Source organism: Neobacillus sp. CF12 (assembly GCF_030348765.1).
Lineage (GTDB): Bacteria > Bacillota > Bacilli > Bacillales > Cytobacillaceae > Neobacillus.
On sequence record NZ_JAUCEU010000007.1, the window covers coordinates 739,850 to 757,449 of the forward strand.

The 17,600-nt window shown below is 34.6% G+C and carries 12 protein-coding genes and 1 pseudogene; 1 reads left to right on the forward strand and 12 read right to left on the reverse strand.

Going from position 1 to position 17,600, the window contains the following annotated elements; genetic code table 11:
• Position 1: 1 nt before the first annotated feature.
• From QUG14_RS03815 to QUG14_RS03825, 3 genes are all read right to left on the reverse strand, one after another.
• Positions 2-847, reverse strand: a complete 846-nt coding sequence (locus QUG14_RS03815; RefSeq protein ID WP_289339216.1) for a hypothetical protein — start codon at positions 845-847, stop codon at positions 2-4.
• Positions 837-2,777, reverse strand: coding sequence for a hypothetical protein (locus tag QUG14_RS03820; RefSeq protein WP_289339217.1), 1,941 nt, complete (start codon positions 2,775-2,777; stop codon positions 837-839). Before QUG14_RS03820 ends, QUG14_RS03815 begins: the two co-directional genes overlap by 11 nt.
• A gap of 441 nt (positions 2,778-3,218) precedes the next feature.
• On the reverse strand, positions 3,219-3,422 hold the full coding sequence (locus tag QUG14_RS03825; protein ID WP_289339218.1) for a hypothetical protein: 204 nt from the start codon (positions 3,420-3,422) through the stop codon (positions 3,219-3,221).
• A gap of 345 nt (positions 3,423-3,767) precedes the next feature.
• Between QUG14_RS03825 and QUG14_RS29850 the strand changes: the two are divergent.
• A pseudogene (locus tag QUG14_RS29850) lies at positions 3,768-3,878 on the forward strand (RNA helicase); the annotation flags it as partial.
• A gap of 178 nt (positions 3,879-4,056) precedes the next feature.
• On the opposite strand, the gene dcm reads toward QUG14_RS29850, so the two are convergent.
• From dcm to QUG14_RS03870, 9 genes are all read right to left on the reverse strand, one after another.
• Positions 4,057-5,304: a DNA (cytosine-5-)-methyltransferase gene (dcm, locus tag QUG14_RS03830; RefSeq protein WP_289339219.1), complete on the reverse strand. Its 1,248-nt coding sequence runs from the start codon at positions 5,302-5,304 to the stop codon at positions 4,057-4,059.
• A 542-nt stretch (positions 5,305-5,846) separates the two neighbouring features.
• Positions 5,847-7,295, reverse strand: coding sequence for a Sau3AI family type II restriction endonuclease (locus QUG14_RS03835; protein WP_289339220.1), 1,449 nt, complete (start codon positions 7,293-7,295; stop codon positions 5,847-5,849).
• Between the two features lie 485 nt (positions 7,296-7,780).
• A complete protein-coding gene (locus QUG14_RS03840) occupies positions 7,781-9,172 on the reverse strand; it encodes a UvrD-helicase domain-containing protein (protein ID WP_289339221.1) in 1,392 nt (463 codons plus the stop codon).
• Between the two features lie 40 nt (positions 9,173-9,212).
• Positions 9,213-9,398, reverse strand: a complete 186-nt coding sequence (locus tag QUG14_RS03845; protein WP_289339222.1) for a hypothetical protein — start codon at positions 9,396-9,398, stop codon at positions 9,213-9,215.
• The gene (locus QUG14_RS03850; protein ID WP_289339223.1) at positions 9,395-12,046 is read right to left on the reverse strand and encodes a PD-(D/E)XK nuclease family protein; all 2,652 of its coding nucleotides are present in this window, start codon (positions 12,044-12,046) and stop codon (positions 9,395-9,397) included. Before QUG14_RS03850 ends, QUG14_RS03845 begins: the two co-directional genes overlap by 4 nt.
• Positions 12,036-15,713, reverse strand: a complete 3,678-nt coding sequence (locus QUG14_RS03855; protein ID WP_289339224.1) for a UvrD-helicase domain-containing protein — start codon at positions 15,711-15,713, stop codon at positions 12,036-12,038. The genes QUG14_RS03850 and QUG14_RS03855 overlap by 11 nt, the downstream gene beginning before the upstream one ends.
• 712 nt (positions 15,714-16,425) lie before the next feature.
• Positions 16,426-16,563, reverse strand: a complete 138-nt coding sequence (locus QUG14_RS03860) for a hypothetical protein (RefSeq protein WP_289344065.1) — start codon at positions 16,561-16,563, stop codon at positions 16,426-16,428.
• Positions 16,545-16,799: a hypothetical protein gene (locus QUG14_RS03865; RefSeq protein ID WP_289339225.1), complete on the reverse strand. Its 255-nt coding sequence runs from the start codon at positions 16,797-16,799 to the stop codon at positions 16,545-16,547. Before QUG14_RS03865 ends, QUG14_RS03860 begins: the two co-directional genes overlap by 19 nt.
• The gene (locus tag QUG14_RS03870; protein WP_289339226.1) at positions 16,796-17,065 is read right to left on the reverse strand and encodes a hypothetical protein; all 270 of its coding nucleotides are present in this window, start codon (positions 17,063-17,065) and stop codon (positions 16,796-16,798) included. The genes QUG14_RS03865 and QUG14_RS03870 overlap by 4 nt, the downstream gene beginning before the upstream one ends.
• Positions 17,066-17,600: the final 535 nt, after the last annotated feature.

Consider the following 17,600-nt stretch of genomic DNA (forward strand, 5'->3'; position numbering starts at 1 on the left):
TTTAATCCTCCATTTTATTTCGCTTCTCGATTTCTTCGAGACTGGTTCTTATAGGTTTTCTTAATACCATTTGAGCAGCCTTCAAAGCCGACAATGAATCCGTACCGACGTCGTGAATGTTAACATTGTTATCAACAAAAATTTTCTCCAACACTTGATACCAGGTGTACCCTTCCAAGTCTTCATGGTTATCTTGTAGTTTTGAAAATACATATACTAAACTCGGAACAATGACAGTGGACAAGATGGTGTTCTTTAATCTTGAATTAGCATTAGATGCATATTGGTTATATTCATATTCCGGTAGCGAAATCGTAATAAAGTTGGAGTGGATATCCACTTCCATGAATTCATTTTTATTCGATTTCGTTATCTTTGCAATGGAAGGCAGATTTAAAAGTTCTAAATTCTCTTCGAATAAAGTCGTTTCAATCGCATCCCCAATTGCGAGTAAGTTTCCTTTTTCAAAAGAAATAGCAATATCTTTAAACCAATCATTTAACAATTGGTTTTGATAGTTTTCAATTTTCTCACTGGCAATAATAAAGGAGTGGATTAAAATTTTTCCTCGGAGCACACTTGTTGGGATCGAAATGTCCAGAGTTTTTTTACTAGATTGAAAGGCTTGACGGTAGCTAGTCTGACCACATTCAATATGAACTAAATAAACCCCATAGTGATTGTCAATTAAATCCTGAATTCCTTGGTTAATTAATTCAAACTCGGCCTGAATCTTCACTTCACCAAACGATTCATAAACTTGGATTTTTGTGTTAAAACTTGAATCCAAATAGTCGTCATTATTCATATAAAGAACTGGGTATGGATAGGAATGATTAATCTTCATACAATTCCACCTCCATCACGCAATAATTGGAATAATCAATCTCAACATTTAACACAACACCCTTATTTTTTGTAAGAGTGTTAAGGTATACGGTGTTTGAACTTATTTTTTCAATCGTAACATTACCATCATCTGTAAAGGCAGCTTTAATCGGCAAATCATAATCACTTTGCTCCCCTACAACACTAAACACCAAACGACCTCTTGACAGCGTCTTTTCTGGTACAATATTAAACTTATATTTGCCGTTATTTCGATCAACACAAACATATCTTTGCTTAACCTGAATTGGGTGTTTACTAGGTTTTCGCTCCCTGCGATTTCCTTGTTCTCCACGTTGATTTTCATCCATCTCGTTATTTCCGCCAGAATTGGCTGCGCCGGCACCTTCTGTTCCTCCGTCAGTGTGTTCACCAGTACCGTTTCCACCTTGATCACCTGTTGGAGAAATACCATATTCCCCTGCTAACTGTTCTTCAAATTCCTTCGTGTCCTTCCCTTTTTTTCTAGTTGCTTTAGGTGTTTCTTTTTCCTTATGTTTCGTAACAATGGCCTTTATAGATGAATTTAATGATTCTGACTTACTCACCGAGGATGAGTCACTAACGTCCTTATTCGGTAAAAAGTCGCTTAATCCAACAGCATCCATTTCATCTGTAATTTTTTCCTGAAAAGTATTCTTCACGGTGTCACGGATGAATTTCCTTAAATCAGCATATACCTTTTTGGCTAACTTAGGATCCTTCTCATACCGCTCCGCCGCCCACTCATTGTGTGCAGGGTTCTCCATCTGTTTAAAGATGTTGTTCATCTGTGATCCTGTTATCATCAAAAGGCCAGTAAACGAAATGCTTCCGCTGATATTCTTTTGCTCAAAAATACGCATTCCTGTTTTTCTAGTCATTAATACCCTTCTGTTTAAGTCCTCACCGTTGAGTAAATAGAGTTCCGCTTCTCCTTCTTCAAAACGGGTCCCTTTGGAATAGTTCATGGCTGGGTACGGGACTTTAATTGTTTTGTTGGAGATTAAGAGATTATAATAATTCTTTAAAATCCTGTTATCTTCCGTGTCTTCTAATTCATAAATCAATTGACCAATATTTTGATTGTTGATTTTAAAATCGTTAATTTTGACAACCAATTTCCCCTTAAAAACAGTAATAAAAAAGTTGAATAAAACAGATTTTTTTATTTCAACTTCCCAATCTTCCTTAGGTTCAAAAGCCGAAACATAGATATCCGTTCCCGTTTCATTTCTTTGGAAGCTCTCATCAAGATGTAATAAATTGGGAATGGCCATCGAGTGATCATTGTGCGTGAAATATCCATTGCCTAATGTAACTTGGTTATCATTCTTTTTAAATGACATAATATTCGCTACACCAATATGTGATTGATATCCTGAAGTATCGTAAGAAGTGTAAAAAAGCGTTCTCAAATTTGAATTGAGAAATGGTGCTGACTTTCCGATACCAAAACTACCGCCAGAATCTCCTTCTTTATTGGAGGATCCTGCTTCTTTAATTAAGGAAGACCAAGGCGAACCAAGATTACCTTCTCTTGCCCCTTCTAATCCTTTTGTATTAAAATCACTTATTCTTAAAAAACTAATTTCATTTCTACCTAAAATGGACAATGCTTGTTCTATGAAATCTTCACTTTTTTGATTATGGCCTTCCCATGTTTGTTTGCAAAGTTTAAACACATTTATTAAATCATACCGCTTAGGAAAGTTATTGATTGGCATGGAAAAACGATTAAACTCCACCACAACTGGGTTGTTCTTATCTTTAACAGCATCCAGGGAATTCTGGCAAATTTCTCTTGTTAGTGAATCTAAGGCATTGCCACGGAACGTTTCCAACCCCGCATTATTAATTGAATTAATCATTCCCCCGACTGCAGCAGGGAAATTCCAAAAGGTCTTCATTTTTCAATCCTCCAAATATACATATCTATTGTATTTTCCGTAAAGTAAAACTATCATTTTCCAACAAAAAAAGATCTATTGATATTCTTAATTAAATATTTCTAATATAATAATAGTGCTTTTCTCACATTATAACATCCAGCAATTTACAATAATAGACATTTTACTTGGTAAGAATAAGGTAAGGTAATAGAAGTATATAAAAGTCAAAAGGGCCGCATATTTTGAGCAGCCCCTTTGACATTCATATTATAGTCTAATTTGAGATCGTGCCTTACGTTCAAAGTGATAATGTTGGCGATATTCACAAAATCCCTCTGTCTATTGGAATTAAAATCCTCATGTTCTTTTGTTACATCAATGTTTAATTGAAATACATCATTTTATAAGAAATCAATCCCTTAGAACTGCCACTCCATTTTGACATTGGCATGGTAGCAATCAATTTGCTAATACCTTATTCATCATAATCCCATAATTTCTTTGCTCCTTATCGTAAAAGTCAATTCTTTTGCGATGTTCTTTTTCCATTAGGTAGTGATGAAAGAAAGGTGCTACATCTTTTGAAGTTATAGGATTGAACCAGTTCGATTTTCCGTGTTCGAGCATGGCTAATAATACAACCATTTTATAGCTTTTAGCCATCCCTGTTTTTTCTACTTCGATAAACCAATTTACATATCGGTCAAATATTTCAATCTATCGTTCCATTAATTCTTCAGCACATTTTAGAAACCCAAAATATGAACTAAATTCCTGTCGGTATTGCGGAGAAACCGAAGCTCCTTTTAAAGGTAATTCCAAATATGCAGGTATTCTACCTATATCCCTCTTTAAATCCATATAATCTTGGAAGAGCTTCTCTCTTCTCGGCTGCCGCTTTCTGATCATTTCTTTAAGAAGGTCAATAACCTTAACATCCAAATCAATCTCACAAAACCCTGGTAATATTGGTTGGATGTTTCTAGGTTTACCCTCGTTAGGTTGTGTATCAATTTTTTCGCTCAACAAATTGGCCGTGGACTACGGCTGCATCCACATAAGGAAAAGTGTGTAATTATTGACTTAATCGGAAATTATCGTAATGCAGATTTTAAATTAGGTTTTCAACGTTAGCCCTAACGTAAAAGTAGAAAGATATTCTTTTACAAAACATCGTCACAGTATCATAGGCATTACTTAAGTACATCCCTCAATAATTGTTGATACACTCAAAACCATCATAAAAAAAGACCTTAACTAGTTTCAGTTAAAGTCATTTTATTACATATATAGAATGTTAAAACAGTCTCATTTGCTGTGGTTCCTCTAGAACTGCTTTTGAAACTTCTTCCTCAATCTCAAGGATTCTCATGCCCATACGCTCAATTAATCCAACAACGAGTGCATTACCCATACAAAAATATCTCATGCGTTCAGATATTCCTGCAGTCCAGTTATCAGGGAATCCATTAAGTCTTTCACATTCAACTGGAGTAAGAACTCGAATTCTTTTTGTTTCCGGATCTTCGATGACATGGCTGCTTCGGTTAGTTGTAGCTTCACTTGTTAGCATAGTTCTTCCTGGTTTATCCAGTGGCTCTGGGAAGGACATGCCACCTTCTGAAAAGATGTATTTATGTCCACTAGCCGAAGTACGCTCAATCCTTTTAGGACCTTTTAAATAGCGAAATTTCTCAATTGCTTCTTCAGATAAATAATATTTTTCATCAACATTTGATTCAATAATATCCTGAAGAGTTATTGGTGCTTCTTCCATAGGAGTTAATTCCTCGGTATAAACAATCCCATCCCTCATAATACCAGCATTGAGATAATTTGCAGAAAAGTGATTAGAAATAAATAGTAAATCATTTGATAACTCGAATTCACTAGGCTTATGCTTCGATATGTCATCAGTAATTGGAAATGTCTTTGCAAAAAAGCCTTCTTTTCGTAACATCTCATTAATAGCATACTTTTTCCGTGAATGTACAAATGGACTATCGTTTCGGATGGCAAAGATAAATACCCGACGTCGTCTCTGAGCAAACCCATATTCCGCAGCATTAATAACGCGCCACTCTACTGAGTATCCAATCTCGTTGAAACTAGCAAGCATTACAGAAAAATCTCTTCCCCGCTGTCTGGAAGGAGATTTTAACAAGCGGTCAACATTTTCAAGTAACAGGTATTTCGGTCTAAGTTTCGTAGCTAATCTCATAATCTCCCAAAAGAGAACTCCCTTTTTCCCTTGTATCCCCTTTTCCCCAGAAAGGCTTCGGGCAACGGAATAGTCCTGACAAGGAAAACCTCCAACAATAATGTCTGGATCTAAATCTAATAATTCTGCGACATTAACAGTCGTAATATCTTGGTTTGAATGGATTCCTTTTCCTTCAAAATTTCTTGCGTAGCAATCAAACGCATCTTGCGCTTTTTTTGACGGTTCCCATTGGTTACCCCAAACTGTCTCAAAGCCATTTGTTGCTTCGAGGCCAAGCCTAAATCCGCCAACACCTGCGAATAACTCAATTACTTTCAACATTAAACGTACATCCTTTCGGTATGGAATATACTTAAGTAATAGTATATTGAAAAAGTTTGATAGGATCAAGAAAAATCTTGAGTTTCTAACAAATTTACTAGTATATCAACATACCAATAGAAATAGATTTAATAATCTTATCACAAATCCTAAATAATTTCAGTCAAAAAATATATGGTAAACAGTTGAGTTTTATAAATAAAAAAATTGTTGTTATCAAGAAGGTTTATTACTTATAAGTATACACCAACAGAAACGTTTGTTCTATGTTTTTGTTGGTATAAATATATAATTACAAAGGAATACGTACAAAATGGAACTCACCTTACATAAATTCACCCGAAAAAAATACTCTAGGGAATAAGTATGTACTCGCAATATTTCTGATGATAGGCAACATTGATACATCTATGCTGAAGGACATTGATTCATATAAATCCTTTTTAAACAGAGATTTATATCTTGTTTTGTTTTTTGTCTAGCGATAAGCAGTGGGATTCGAAACCAATTGACTTGACTCGCTTTTAGGACTCTCCGAGTGTTTATTCAGAATCAAACATATCAGCTATCTGATTATAAATATATACTTTGTTTAACCACCATGCTTGTTTAGTCATGTAGTAGTCAGAATACAAATCTGTTTTATCATCTGGACGATTAATCCAATTAATTTTTGCGGGTAATTTGTCAGAGTTCGGGCTATCCTCATAATATGCTGTTTGGCTCGCCGACAGTTTACTGAACAACTTATTACGTAAAGAAGAATTGATAAAGTTCGTCGTTCTTTTGTTTGGAGTCCACTTAATCTCAACTCCCGTTTTTATCTTATGAATTGTATTTTCCCAAACTATACGAGCCGAAGTTTCAATATCTTCCTCAGGCATTTCCCAAAATTTTGCACCTTTAAGCCTTAAATTGTCTCCATCATTTTCAAAAGCAACAATCAAAAATTTAGTATCTTGGAGAAACTCTCTTAGTTCCGATTCTTCCCATGTTTCTTCGATAACTTCATCAAATTTATATTCTAAAATTTTAAATTCTTCTTTTAGTTCCTTCTTCCCTTTATTTACAACCACGGTCTTAGGTTTAATATTAGCCTTCGAAATTTCTTGACCAAAATCATCTTCTTTTGCACCTTTAATACCTAGCATATGCTTTATAATTTCTGGGTTAGTTGATTTAGTATTATCTTTAACATTAAATCTCCTTGCTAAATCAGCGCGATTATTACCGATAAAAGGTCTTATTTTATCGAGTATAATATCCAATAACGATTTATTCTGCAATGCTAATGGATTAGTAACAATAGCTGGTGATGGCTCTCCTCCTAATACATAAGTCCTGTATAAATAGGTCATATACCCGCCTTTTAAAGAATATGCCCTTTGTTTTGCAGGAATTTTTGAAAAAGGTTGTTCACGAAAAGATTCTGCAGCCGTTTTTCCTTTCGTACACGGAGATAGATACGTAGTGAGACGCTCAGACAATTCATGCGCTCGTCCTTGCTTAATATAATCATTGATGATATGCCAATCTTGTTTGATAATGGCGAAGTCCACAGGATTTTTCATCATTTCATACAAAGCAACATCTGTAATAACGAAGTCATCCTTCTTTGTTTCAGGTTTCCACCTATAAAAAGCAAGTTCAATAGTCCTGTTTTTCTGGAGGAAGTGGCTTGTTTCAAATGGTTCTTTTACTACCTGCATATACTTAATAATATTTAATACTAATCGCTCTTTTGCGCTTAACGTACCATTTTTATTCTCTTTGATTGGAGTGGCTTTTAATTCAACACCAGCTTTTCGCATATCTGGTTCGCTATCGCTATCCTTTACTTTACCAAACCAAGTCTCCCACGCATCACCAGCACCGGATTTGTGCGCCCCAGTAAGAGATTGATTATTATTAATTTCTTTAAGGGTCTTTCCAATAGCTTCTAGCCCATGATTATGGACTTCAGCTTTAGTTTTATACTGTTCATCTGTCATTTTTTCATCCCCTATTTAATAATTCTTGTTCAAATATTTCATTTCTCATTTTGTAAACAAATAACCGCTAATGAAACCCTCTCTTTCTTTGATATAGTTTACAGATGTTACAAATTTATTTATACTACTGCTATATTTTACTTTTAGATTATCCAGTATTTCGATTGGTTCGTAACTGTTATTGTGGATTGTAATTGCGAAAACTACCTTTTGTTTTGCAATTTTTTTCATTCTAATAGTTTCCTTCGATTTTTTAAACTTATTAAACTTGTAATAAAACATTTATTAACTCTAGTTAAAACTCCCTAATTTTAACAAAAAGATAATTTAAACATAAAAAGAGCAGTATGATTTCGAATAGAATCATACTCCTCTTTATTTCTAGTTTTTATTTTTCTTTTATTTTCCCGCACTAATCCCCATTTCCTTTAGTTTTTGATCATTAAAATATAAAGATGAAAAATCACACAAACTGAAAAGTCACATCAAACTGTAACCTTTTTATACAACGACCTATCCAACTCATTAATCAACCTAGATCCTTCACCATAATAGTAAAGTTGCAGATAAGTAGTGGCTCTTGTGATAGATACATACAGCAGTCGTCTTTCTACTTCCCAAAATTCGTCTGTATCCATTTCTTCACTTAGTTCAGGCTCTATTAAGTCAATTACAATAACATAATCAAATTCTAGACCTTTAGACGAATGCATTTTACAAAGCTTAACCCCTGGTGAATATGGATTCCCATCTTTTTGATTGACAATTTCAGATACGATGTTGAATTCCCTTAGCACAGGCCTAAGTGCATTAAACCTCCAACCGTGTCGAGCTAAGATACCGATTGTAGCCTCAGGTGATCCTTCGCGGAGTTGTTTTACAGTTTTACCTACTGCCACAAACTGTTCCTCTCTTGTAGAACATTGTATAACTGCTGGAACTGGTCCTGAGCTAGTCGGCAGTTCTAATGGAGTGTACTCGTCATCGTTGACTACGGAATCATTTTTCTGAAGGCTTGCTGCTAATTGAATGATTTCCTTAGTTGATCGGAAGGATTCCTTCAAAATCTTTGTACGTCCACCTGTAATATTTAGTCCGATATCCTTCCAAGCAAAGGAAGTTTTATAGATTTTTTGTCCTTTGTCTGCTGCAATGAAAAAGGATTTACGTGCAATTGTTCTAAGTATGTGCAATTGCACTTGCTGGAGGTCCTGTCCCTCATCAATAAAGATATGGTCAAACTTTACTTCTTCAGGTATTTGATTTAGTTTTTTCGAGAGCTCCAAGCCTATATCATCATAGTCCATGCGATACCCTTTTTCCTTGTTATAGCCTTCACAAATTTCAAAGATCATTCTCCGGTCTTTTTCAGTAACACGTATCTCACTACCACGGCCACGGCGGCTAGCTCCCAGATATTCCACTAAAGAATCGATTCCTTTTCCTTTTATCCAAGAAATTTCATCCTTAAGGAACTCCTTATACTTTGTCTCCTCTAAAACAAAACGATGATCGTTGGTTTTAGCCAATTTTTTTATGGCATTACCTAGAAAATCCTCATCACTTTTCTTAATCATATAACAACTCTTTTTCATTACTTTGTAATAAGCACTCATGGCCCAGCTATGAAATGTTCTAATATGAAGGTTTTTTAGATTCTGTTCCTCCATTAATAGACTAGAAGCATTTGTTAATGTTTTCCCATAGGTAAACACAGCTATCTGCTGATCGGGATATTTCTCCGCTGTTAACTTCGCCTTACGTAGCATAACCAGTGTTTTCCCGCTATCTGCAATACCCCTAACTAGGATTTCATCTCCTTGATACTTTACTATCTCTTCTTGCTGCTTTGTAAGCTTATGATTAATTCCTGTCATTATTATCTCTCTTTTCCCTAAGAATATATAATCTAAGATTCTATGGTAAATCGTCATCATCATCCACAGGAGAATTGATAAAGTCTCTTGCTGTAAATAGCGTCCCCTTAATCTTAATCTCGTGTAATGCCATTTCTGTTACTTTTTGAACAATGGATAACTTTTCCACAGTGTCCTCGACCGTACGCCAATTCATCGCTACAATCTTCCATTGATTTACCTTCATTTTTTTGTTTCATCCTTATCAACAGAATAGTTACCATCAGGACAGAGATCAAGATATGGACAATAACGGCAGTGATGGTCAGGTTTTGCCTCCATCATTGTGGCAAAGTCCGGACTTGGTTCTTGAATCTCTCCCATTATTTGCTCCTTGTTCGAATTTACAGCATCATATATTTCAGACCGTCTGTTAGTGGTTAGTCCCGGAAATTGAAAGTTTTTTCTAGTCTGACTAACTGATACATTTCCAACAATCTTTTCACGTTTGTCTCGACTACTCACCCTATAGCCCAAGGTTGTTGTAGCCATGTTTTCCTTTTGATAAATAGACCACTGTGGAAATAACTCACTAACCATCTCTATAACGGCATCATCATTCTGTTTTGTATACCGCTTAACGACCCGTATTATTTCTGAATAAATAAATTGATAGATAAACTTATCGGAAAATACAGGGTACCGATCCAGTACATAACCGTAATAAAATCTCCGAGGACATAATTCATATTCAGCTAAAATGTCTTCAAATTTTAGTTCTTCATATGCGTCTTGCAAGGCATGATTATCTGGCTGATATGTTGTAAAATCAAATTCATTAAATGGAACATCATCAGCTTTTTTCATCTCCAAACGATGATTTTCCACGTTCATATTTAAATATTGCACGTACACTGCCGGCTCTAAATTCTCACGGTCTAGGAAATTACAAATCCATGATAATTCCAGATTATCTTTCCATAAAAATTCTAAGGTCATAAATAAGAGGTACCTTGAAATTGCCTTAACTGAATTATTTCGGAGCTCGTTCAATTCTAACTCTTTATGGTCTCTAGCCAACACAGAAAAGGTTTCCGCCTGTAATGGCCATGGGATACTGAATTCACTCAAAGGAAGACCTTGTTCATCCAATCCTGTGAGATATATTTTTCGGCTCTTCGTTTTAAAGGCTTCACCATCTACCTCAATAAACGGCTTAATAAACACATCTTCGTCATCAGAAAATTTCCCACTTAAATAAAATTGAATGGCATTTCCAATATCTTCGTATAAAAATTGGTGGGTATCTTCAATAGATGCAATCTTTCTATTTATTTTCTCAATCAATTCTGCTTCTTCTTGCTGTAGCAATACTTTATTTGTAACAGGATTATACTCCATCATTAACTTCGATAAGCGCTTAAAATGTTCATTGATAGAAGATTCTTCTTGGGATAAGTCAAACAAATTCCCCGCCATTTCTTTCAGAAGTAAGAAGAAATCATAGATCTGTTTGACTCGGTCTCTATCGAGTGATAGATGACCTATCTTAGAAAATGGGCTCCTAATACTCTCTAATACACGATTAACCTCATCATTTTCAAACAATGGAAGAATGGTATCATATTGAGTAAGAAGGTCTTCCATGCGTTGTATCCATGACTCAATATCAACACAATCTGAAAAAAACGGTAATATCTGTTCTAATTCAAGGGTATAGAATTGTGCATTTTCCATAGTTCTTTTATCTGTTAGCCACCCAGATGAAAAGCTAATCATTAAAATTTCTTCATTCAGAATCAAACGATTCTGTTGTCGCATATCATGAAGTTTTACAATAAATTGTCCTACAGGATAATGTAAAAAATTCCTACGATTTGCAAACCGCTCCGGATAATATTGGACTAGCATATCATTTAGGATATCGGCATTCGTTGCTATAATTTGTACATCCTCGTCTTGATGTTTCTTTTGTTCTCCAATTGGATAATGCTCCATGACGACATTATGAAGGAAATCAAAGAAAGATTCGTAAGCAAATACTTTCTTCTCTTCACTCCATTTTTCTTGAGTTCCCTCTTCGAACGACTGAAGAAATCGACTCGCTATTGTTTCCTTAGCCTTATCTCTTTTTTGTATATTCCATTGATCGGTCCATCCGAAATAGTGGGATATAAACATTTTCGAAAAATCAAAGGTGTTCGGAAAGCGTTCATCGTAAAACTGGAAAAATAGTAGTTCGTACCCAGCTCTCTCAAGAAGCTTCAAAAATACTTGCTGCTCTGGTGTTATAAAGTAAAAGCCATGGAGAACAATTTTCTGTGTTGATTTCGGAATTTCAAGGAAAACATCTTCTCCTTTTTCATATCTACCTTCTAGGATTGCATTGAAGTTATCATGAATATTTTCCTGTTTCCATGCCCCTCTTAATAACCCACGGAGTTTATCATAATCTGAATCTTGTTTTTCCAACTTGTACCAAAGGTTTCCAAAAAAACGCTCTTTATTCGTTAAATTAGGCACTGTTTTTAGACTTTCAGGATGAACACCAGAGAAAACCAGAAACCTAATCGTTTCAAGTAATTCAGACGTATTCTTTCGAAAAGCTGCTTTTAAATTTTCATCACCGGGTAACGAATTTGTAATCCTTGATATTGACAAATACTGTTCAAGTAATCGCTCCGGTTTATACCACTTTTTGAAAATATGGTTAATAACCTGGCGAATTGTAAAGATATATTGAAAATCACCTGTTTCATCAATACGGTAGCGCTCTTTAATTCCATCTACCAGATTTCTCGTTGCGCAAATATGAATCTCGTTTTTAATATGTGGAAAGATTTCATGCTCTTCCCATTTCTGTGGGTGATAATACGTTTCAACTTTAACGGTCATATTGCACCACCTTAACTCCTGTTTCTTTGATGACCTCTGACCAAGTACGTTGTCTATTCGATAGTGGAACAAACACAACTAATCTCTCCATAACTCGGGTCATTACGACGTACAATAATCTTGTTTCTTCTTTATAGACCTCTTCTTGGTCAAATTCTTGTAATTTATTAAAATGACTACTTTGTGACTTTATATCTTTATTATCAATAAACCATGCAACTTTTCGATCATTAGGTTTCGAGACTTTATCCTCTTCCTCGATATAGAAAGTTGTCCGTGTGACATCAAATGGATTCGTTGTTTTAGGGATGATTACGGTATGATATTCCAGTCCCTTTGATCTGTGTACTGTCGTGATGTCTATAGAATTTTCCAACGCTTCTGCTTTTGGTTCATTTTCTGTTCGGTTTGTTCTCATTTGCAACGTCAACCACTTATGAATTGTGTATAACGTGGTATTCATCATATCAAATTGCTGTTGGATGATATTTAGTAAATGGAACAAATTCTTTTTATATTTGACTAGGAAGTTTTCTAATTGCTCGTCTTCTTCAAATAAATGGCGGTAGTATTCATTCAAGTGTTGGAAAACTCCTTTTTCTGAGATGATTTTTTGAATAACGGCCATCACAGGATACGTTTTTAGTTGTTTCGTATACTGCTTAAAATCGTTTCCAATTCGGTCATGAATGAAAGCTAAGATTTCCTTATTTACTCCGTTGAACGGCAACAATACTTGATAAGGTATTTTATACCGAAAATATGGCGATTGAAGTGCTGTTAACACATGCTTAGCGTCCTGTGGAAAAAGTAAGCCATCAATTAACGCTTTGAAGTCACGAACTGCTTCGCTTGTATAAAAGGTACCATCCAAGTTTTGCATGGTGGGTATTCCAGCTTGATTACACCATTCATTTACTTTTCTTGCTTGTAAATTCGTTCTAACAATTATAGCTATCTTACGATTATGTTTCTTAGGTAAATCTCTTGTTATTTCCAAAGAATGACGAATTGCTTGAATCACAGCTTCATTGGATTTCTTCGAATCGGTTGCAATAATTTGAAATTCATTTGTCTTTTCGGTACGGTTATTCATCCCAACTAGCTTATTATCATATGTTAGCCACTCTTTTTCTCCCCATTTGTTAAACAACGGATGGAGCTTTTCAAGAATGCTTGAAGCCGTACGGTAGTTCTTATTTAAAGAGATATCTAGAAAAGCAGAGTCACCTTCTACTTTGTCTACCCTATCTTCCAATAAATCAAATGATTTGTAATCTGCACCCCTAAATCGGTAGATTGATTGTTTCACATCACCAACGACAAACAGTTTATAATTTAAATCATTTGCTAGACTAGCTACGAGCTCGATTTGTACGTTGTCACTATCCTGGAATTCATCAATGAAGATATATTTGTCTTGATCATATTGAGTAATTTTTGCCTTATCACGACTGAATTCCTTAATTTTACGTATTAAGTCATTCGTAGAAAAAGCATTTTCTTCTTTTTTCACTTGATCTAATCTTTCTTCTGTATGTTCAAATACATATTTGAACAACTGATGTAACGAAGTAAAGGAGTGATCAATTGGCTCTCCCCAATCTAATCCTTGGATTTCTTCTTTCGATAGCCCTTTTTTCTCCATTTCATCCCAGAATGAAAAGATAATATTAACCAAATCATAGTGTTTTAACGTATGGATTGACATACTATCTGGTTTTGAACGGTAGAATTCATCTATCAGTCCATGAATAATATTTTTCTTTTCTTGGATAAAGCTGCGTAACCGAACATTTTTCCCATAGCCAATTTCATGGGCTAAGCTTGTAAGAATTGATTTTGAAAAGGAGTGAATCGTACTTATTTGCATCTCCTTAACGTCCTCTGCATATAATCCATATTTCGTCTTCCCAGTAAGCTTGGATAGGCTAGTAAGTTTGTCTTTTAATCGTTTTTTCATTTCGTTTGTGGACTCATTTGTAAATGTAATCATTATAATGTCCCTTAACAATATATTCTTTGTTAATAAGAACATAATCCTGTCTATCATCACGTGTGTTTTACCTGTACCAGCCCCTGCTTTAACCATCAAATGGCTGTTGTACGGAGTATGAACTGCTTGGTATTGTTCATAATTAAAACTTTTAAAATCATTTACTATTCTTTCAGGAAGTATTTCTTCTCCGTCCTCAATCACAATTCCGTCTTCTATTGGAGCCTCATTAACACTAGAAAAACATTGTAGTTGGTAGTTACGTGTAAATTCCTCGAACAAATTCTTCCATGTTATATCCATTTCAAAATAACTTAGGATCGTTATTTTCACACCATTTGTTAGCTTTTCCTTAATTTCCCTCTTCTTTTGTTCAAACATTCTTTCAACAGGAAATACATATAGAGTCGAATAAGGCTCCTCTATAGCCATAGATTCATTTTCCTTGATACCAAAGAATTGTTTCATTAGCTCCCATTGAGTATTTTCCAGCGGTTGTAATGCACTATATAGAAAATATTCCTCGAACTTTTGGATTTCTGTAACGCTTGTTAGGTCATCTTTAAATAAAATAGGTGGTATATGAACAATATTATTTTGGATTCCTTTTTTCTCCCATTCGGACCTAGTAATGTAAGGAAGTGCAATTACTACTCTTTTTGTAAACTTTCGGAACAATTGCGGGTTCTGTTCTATTTCATTACATAAAATATTTAATTGAGTTTCTGCCTGTTTATAAGGGTTCCCCTTCTCTATTGCATAATTGTTATAATACCAATCTCCGCCTTGAATAGATGAGAGTTGATCGATGGTTATCCCCTTAACTTCAACTACTGTTATCCCGCTTTGACGGTTAACTACTAGAATATCAATCTCATGTCTCCCTCTAAATCCTTGATTATGCAAAGGGTAATGCAAGAAAAGGTGGTTATTTCGACCCTTATAATATTTTTTTAATGCGTTAAACACAGTTTGCTCAGCTTTTAAACCAGGAGGAGTTATAACATCCTGGACTCTTGCTTTTGTTATTGTGTCATTTTTCAAATCATGAAGTTTGCTCTCTGTGACTTTCAAATGATAGTCTGCAATCTTAGCCAATTCTGTTTTATTTATTTTAATATTAACTGGTCTTTCTGCTATAAGGTATGACAATACTAGATCAATATGAGGCGTTAACCGTTTTCTAGTAGTATTGGAATTTCTTATCTCTGCATCCATTTTTTCAAGAGTGTCTCGATTGAATCCCAACATGTCTAAATAGGATTCTAAATTCTGTTTTGAAAGTATCATCGCTTCTATTTCTTTAATGTCTTGTACCGTAATATCCTGTGGTTTGATAGAAGAATCCTTTGTATTTAACCACATAACATTGTAATGAGTCGTTAATAGGTCTGGATTTAATAGCCACCCTTTTCTTGGTGTACCCTTCTTTTCGTAAGATAGCTCAAATGTAAAAGTACTCAAGTTTTTATTTGCATAGTAAAACGCACACTTATTATCAATAAGCATGGTATTTTCATTCAATTGTAGTTTTATATCGATACCTTTTTTCTGTTGTTCTTTTGCTGTTTGTCGTTCAAAACCATGTCCAATGCGTGGATACATATATTTATCGATAAAAAGAGAAACTTCTGTTTCTACTTGAAGATCTCTATTAAAATGTGATTTCAATTTTTTTCACTCCATTTATTTACACTTGGTACTATTTTGCTATAATTGACAAATAGGTTAAATGGGAACTTTTGTTTCCATTCATTAGAATATATTACCTAAATTACACATATTAGGAACTATATAACTACAAAAAGTAATAATCCTAACAAAAAATGGCATACGTCCGGTTCAAAAACCGAAATCATGCAAAAATTTCCTACCTAATACCGAATCTAACTTTTAGGATTTTAGTTTAACGTATTATCAAGCATAGGGTATTAGTAAATACTATATGTATTTCCATCTTCAGGAAAAGGGCTGCTAATTAAAACAACAGCAAAAAAATAGCCCGTGGAAAATGGGCTACTTCTTGAAGATATTTCATTATAATTTCTCCTTATAATAAGGACTCAAATTCATAAACATCTCCTTGAGCTCTGCTTCATCCACATCATGTTTAAAGATATATTCCAAGAGTTCCTCTTGCTTTGCTTGTCCTAAACTTAATCGGTAGAGCTGAAGTATTTTCATTAAACGTTGATATTTATAACCATCCTTACTAAACGGGTAAATAGGCACAATTCTCTCGATTTGTATTCCTTGATTCTCTTAAAGAGTCCAATATGGGACTAGTTCAGATGTATTTTCATTTCGTTCATTTTTATTCGCTTAATCAAACATCTCTTCCCATATATATATATATCAAATTCTACATTTCCATATTTCTTAGCTATGTTTTGACGTATAGAAACGATTTATATTGGGTAATTCTTCCTTCTCGTTGTTCCAAGTCAATCGGATTAGAAGGTAGGTTCCAGTGAACGATTTTACGACAATAATAATGGAAATCTAGTCCTTCTTGCCCAATCGAGGTGGATGCAAGTACAAATGGACTGAATGGTGAATTGAAAGATCTCCTGAATAAAAAAGAGCAGCTACAATAGAATAGCTGCTAAACGATTGGAGGTTTTGTTTGCAATCAACAATAGCAAAATGGATAGGCTCACCAATCCATTCCTTCTTATGACAATATCTAATTAATGCTCTCATATTACGAATGCGAATATTAACTGTCATTGGAGAAAGTTCTTTATCATGAATCATAAACCTATATATCCTTGAAACTCTTCCGCAGTGACGTTCTCATTCGTCATTTCTTCACCAAGAAACTCTTTGAGATAAGCATAATTATTGTAATACTCTTCAAGTGTCCTAGGTGCTAACCCTTCTGTTTTCTTAGCAGTCATAAATTTATCAAACATCTCATCCAATGTTAGGATGTTTGAATCAGTCTCGGATTTCTTTTTGCTACCATCTCTAATCTTACCTAGTTTCAGCTTAACTTTTTTTGGTATAACCTTCGTTTGCATATAAATAACCTCCAATAAATAATTAATTGGAGGTTGAAAGAAACGTCCTCTACAGTCTCACAGCAGTCCCTTTACAGTCTTGTTATTAGATAGGAGTAAGACTGTGAAGGAATATGTAAAAACTTTAATCAAAGTAAATCTGCGAAAACCCTTGATATAATTGCATAGTTGGCGGTACTGCGTGGGAATTGAACCCACCAGACCTGGCACGCAGGTCTCAAGCAGTTTTGAAGTTTGCTGACACCTGTTTTTATGGTATCTTCATGTACCTTGAAATACTGTTAAATCAACGTTTCTTTCTTACAAGTGTTTTCTTGTAATTGGTAATTTTAAAAATTTGGGCACCAAGCATGGCACCTTAATTTAGATTACAAGTTCATTCCCCCTCCAATAACATTAATGAAAAAACTCTAATTTCAAAATAGGAAACTTATGGTAAAATATAAAGTAAAAGGTTACTAACTTAATCTTCTATTTATGTAAGATTGATTGGGGATTGAGTTAATTTTCTACGTAGAGCAATAAAAAAACAAGC

Excerpts from the sequence above, each read along its gene's own strand:
- QUG14_RS03820 (WP_289339217.1), bottom strand. The coding sequence starts at position 2,777 with ATGAAGACCTTTTGGAATTTCCCTGCTGCAGTCGGGGGAATGATTAAT.
- QUG14_RS03815 (WP_289339216.1), bottom strand. The coding sequence starts at position 847 with ATGAAGATTAATCATTCCTATCCATACCCAGTTCTTTATATGAATAAT.
- QUG14_RS03840 (WP_289339221.1), bottom strand. The coding sequence starts at position 9,172 with ATGACAGGAATTAATCATAAGCTTACAAAGCAGCAAGAAGAGATAGTA.
- QUG14_RS03865 (WP_289339225.1), bottom strand. The coding sequence starts at position 16,799 with ATGATTCATGATAAAGAACTTTCTCCAATGACAGTTAATATTCGCATT.
- QUG14_RS03870 (WP_289339226.1), bottom strand. The coding sequence starts at position 17,065 with ATGCAAACGAAGGTTATACCAAAAAAAGTTAAGCTGAAACTAGGTAAG.
- QUG14_RS03850 (WP_289339223.1), bottom strand. The coding sequence starts at position 12,046 with ATGACCGTTAAAGTTGAAACGTATTATCACCCACAGAAATGGGAAGAG.
- QUG14_RS03845 (WP_289339222.1), bottom strand. The coding sequence starts at position 9,398 with ATGAAGGTAAATCAATGGAAGATTGTAGCGATGAATTGGCGTACGGTC.
- dcm (WP_289339219.1), bottom strand. The coding sequence starts at position 5,304 with ATGTTGAAAGTAATTGAGTTATTCGCAGGTGTTGGCGGATTTAGGCTT.
- QUG14_RS03835 (WP_289339220.1), bottom strand. The coding sequence starts at position 7,295 with ATGACAGATGAACAGTATAAAACTAAAGCTGAAGTCCATAATCATGGG.
- QUG14_RS03825 (WP_289339218.1), bottom strand. The coding sequence starts at position 3,422 with ATGGCTAAAAGCTATAAAATGGTTGTATTATTAGCCATGCTCGAACAC.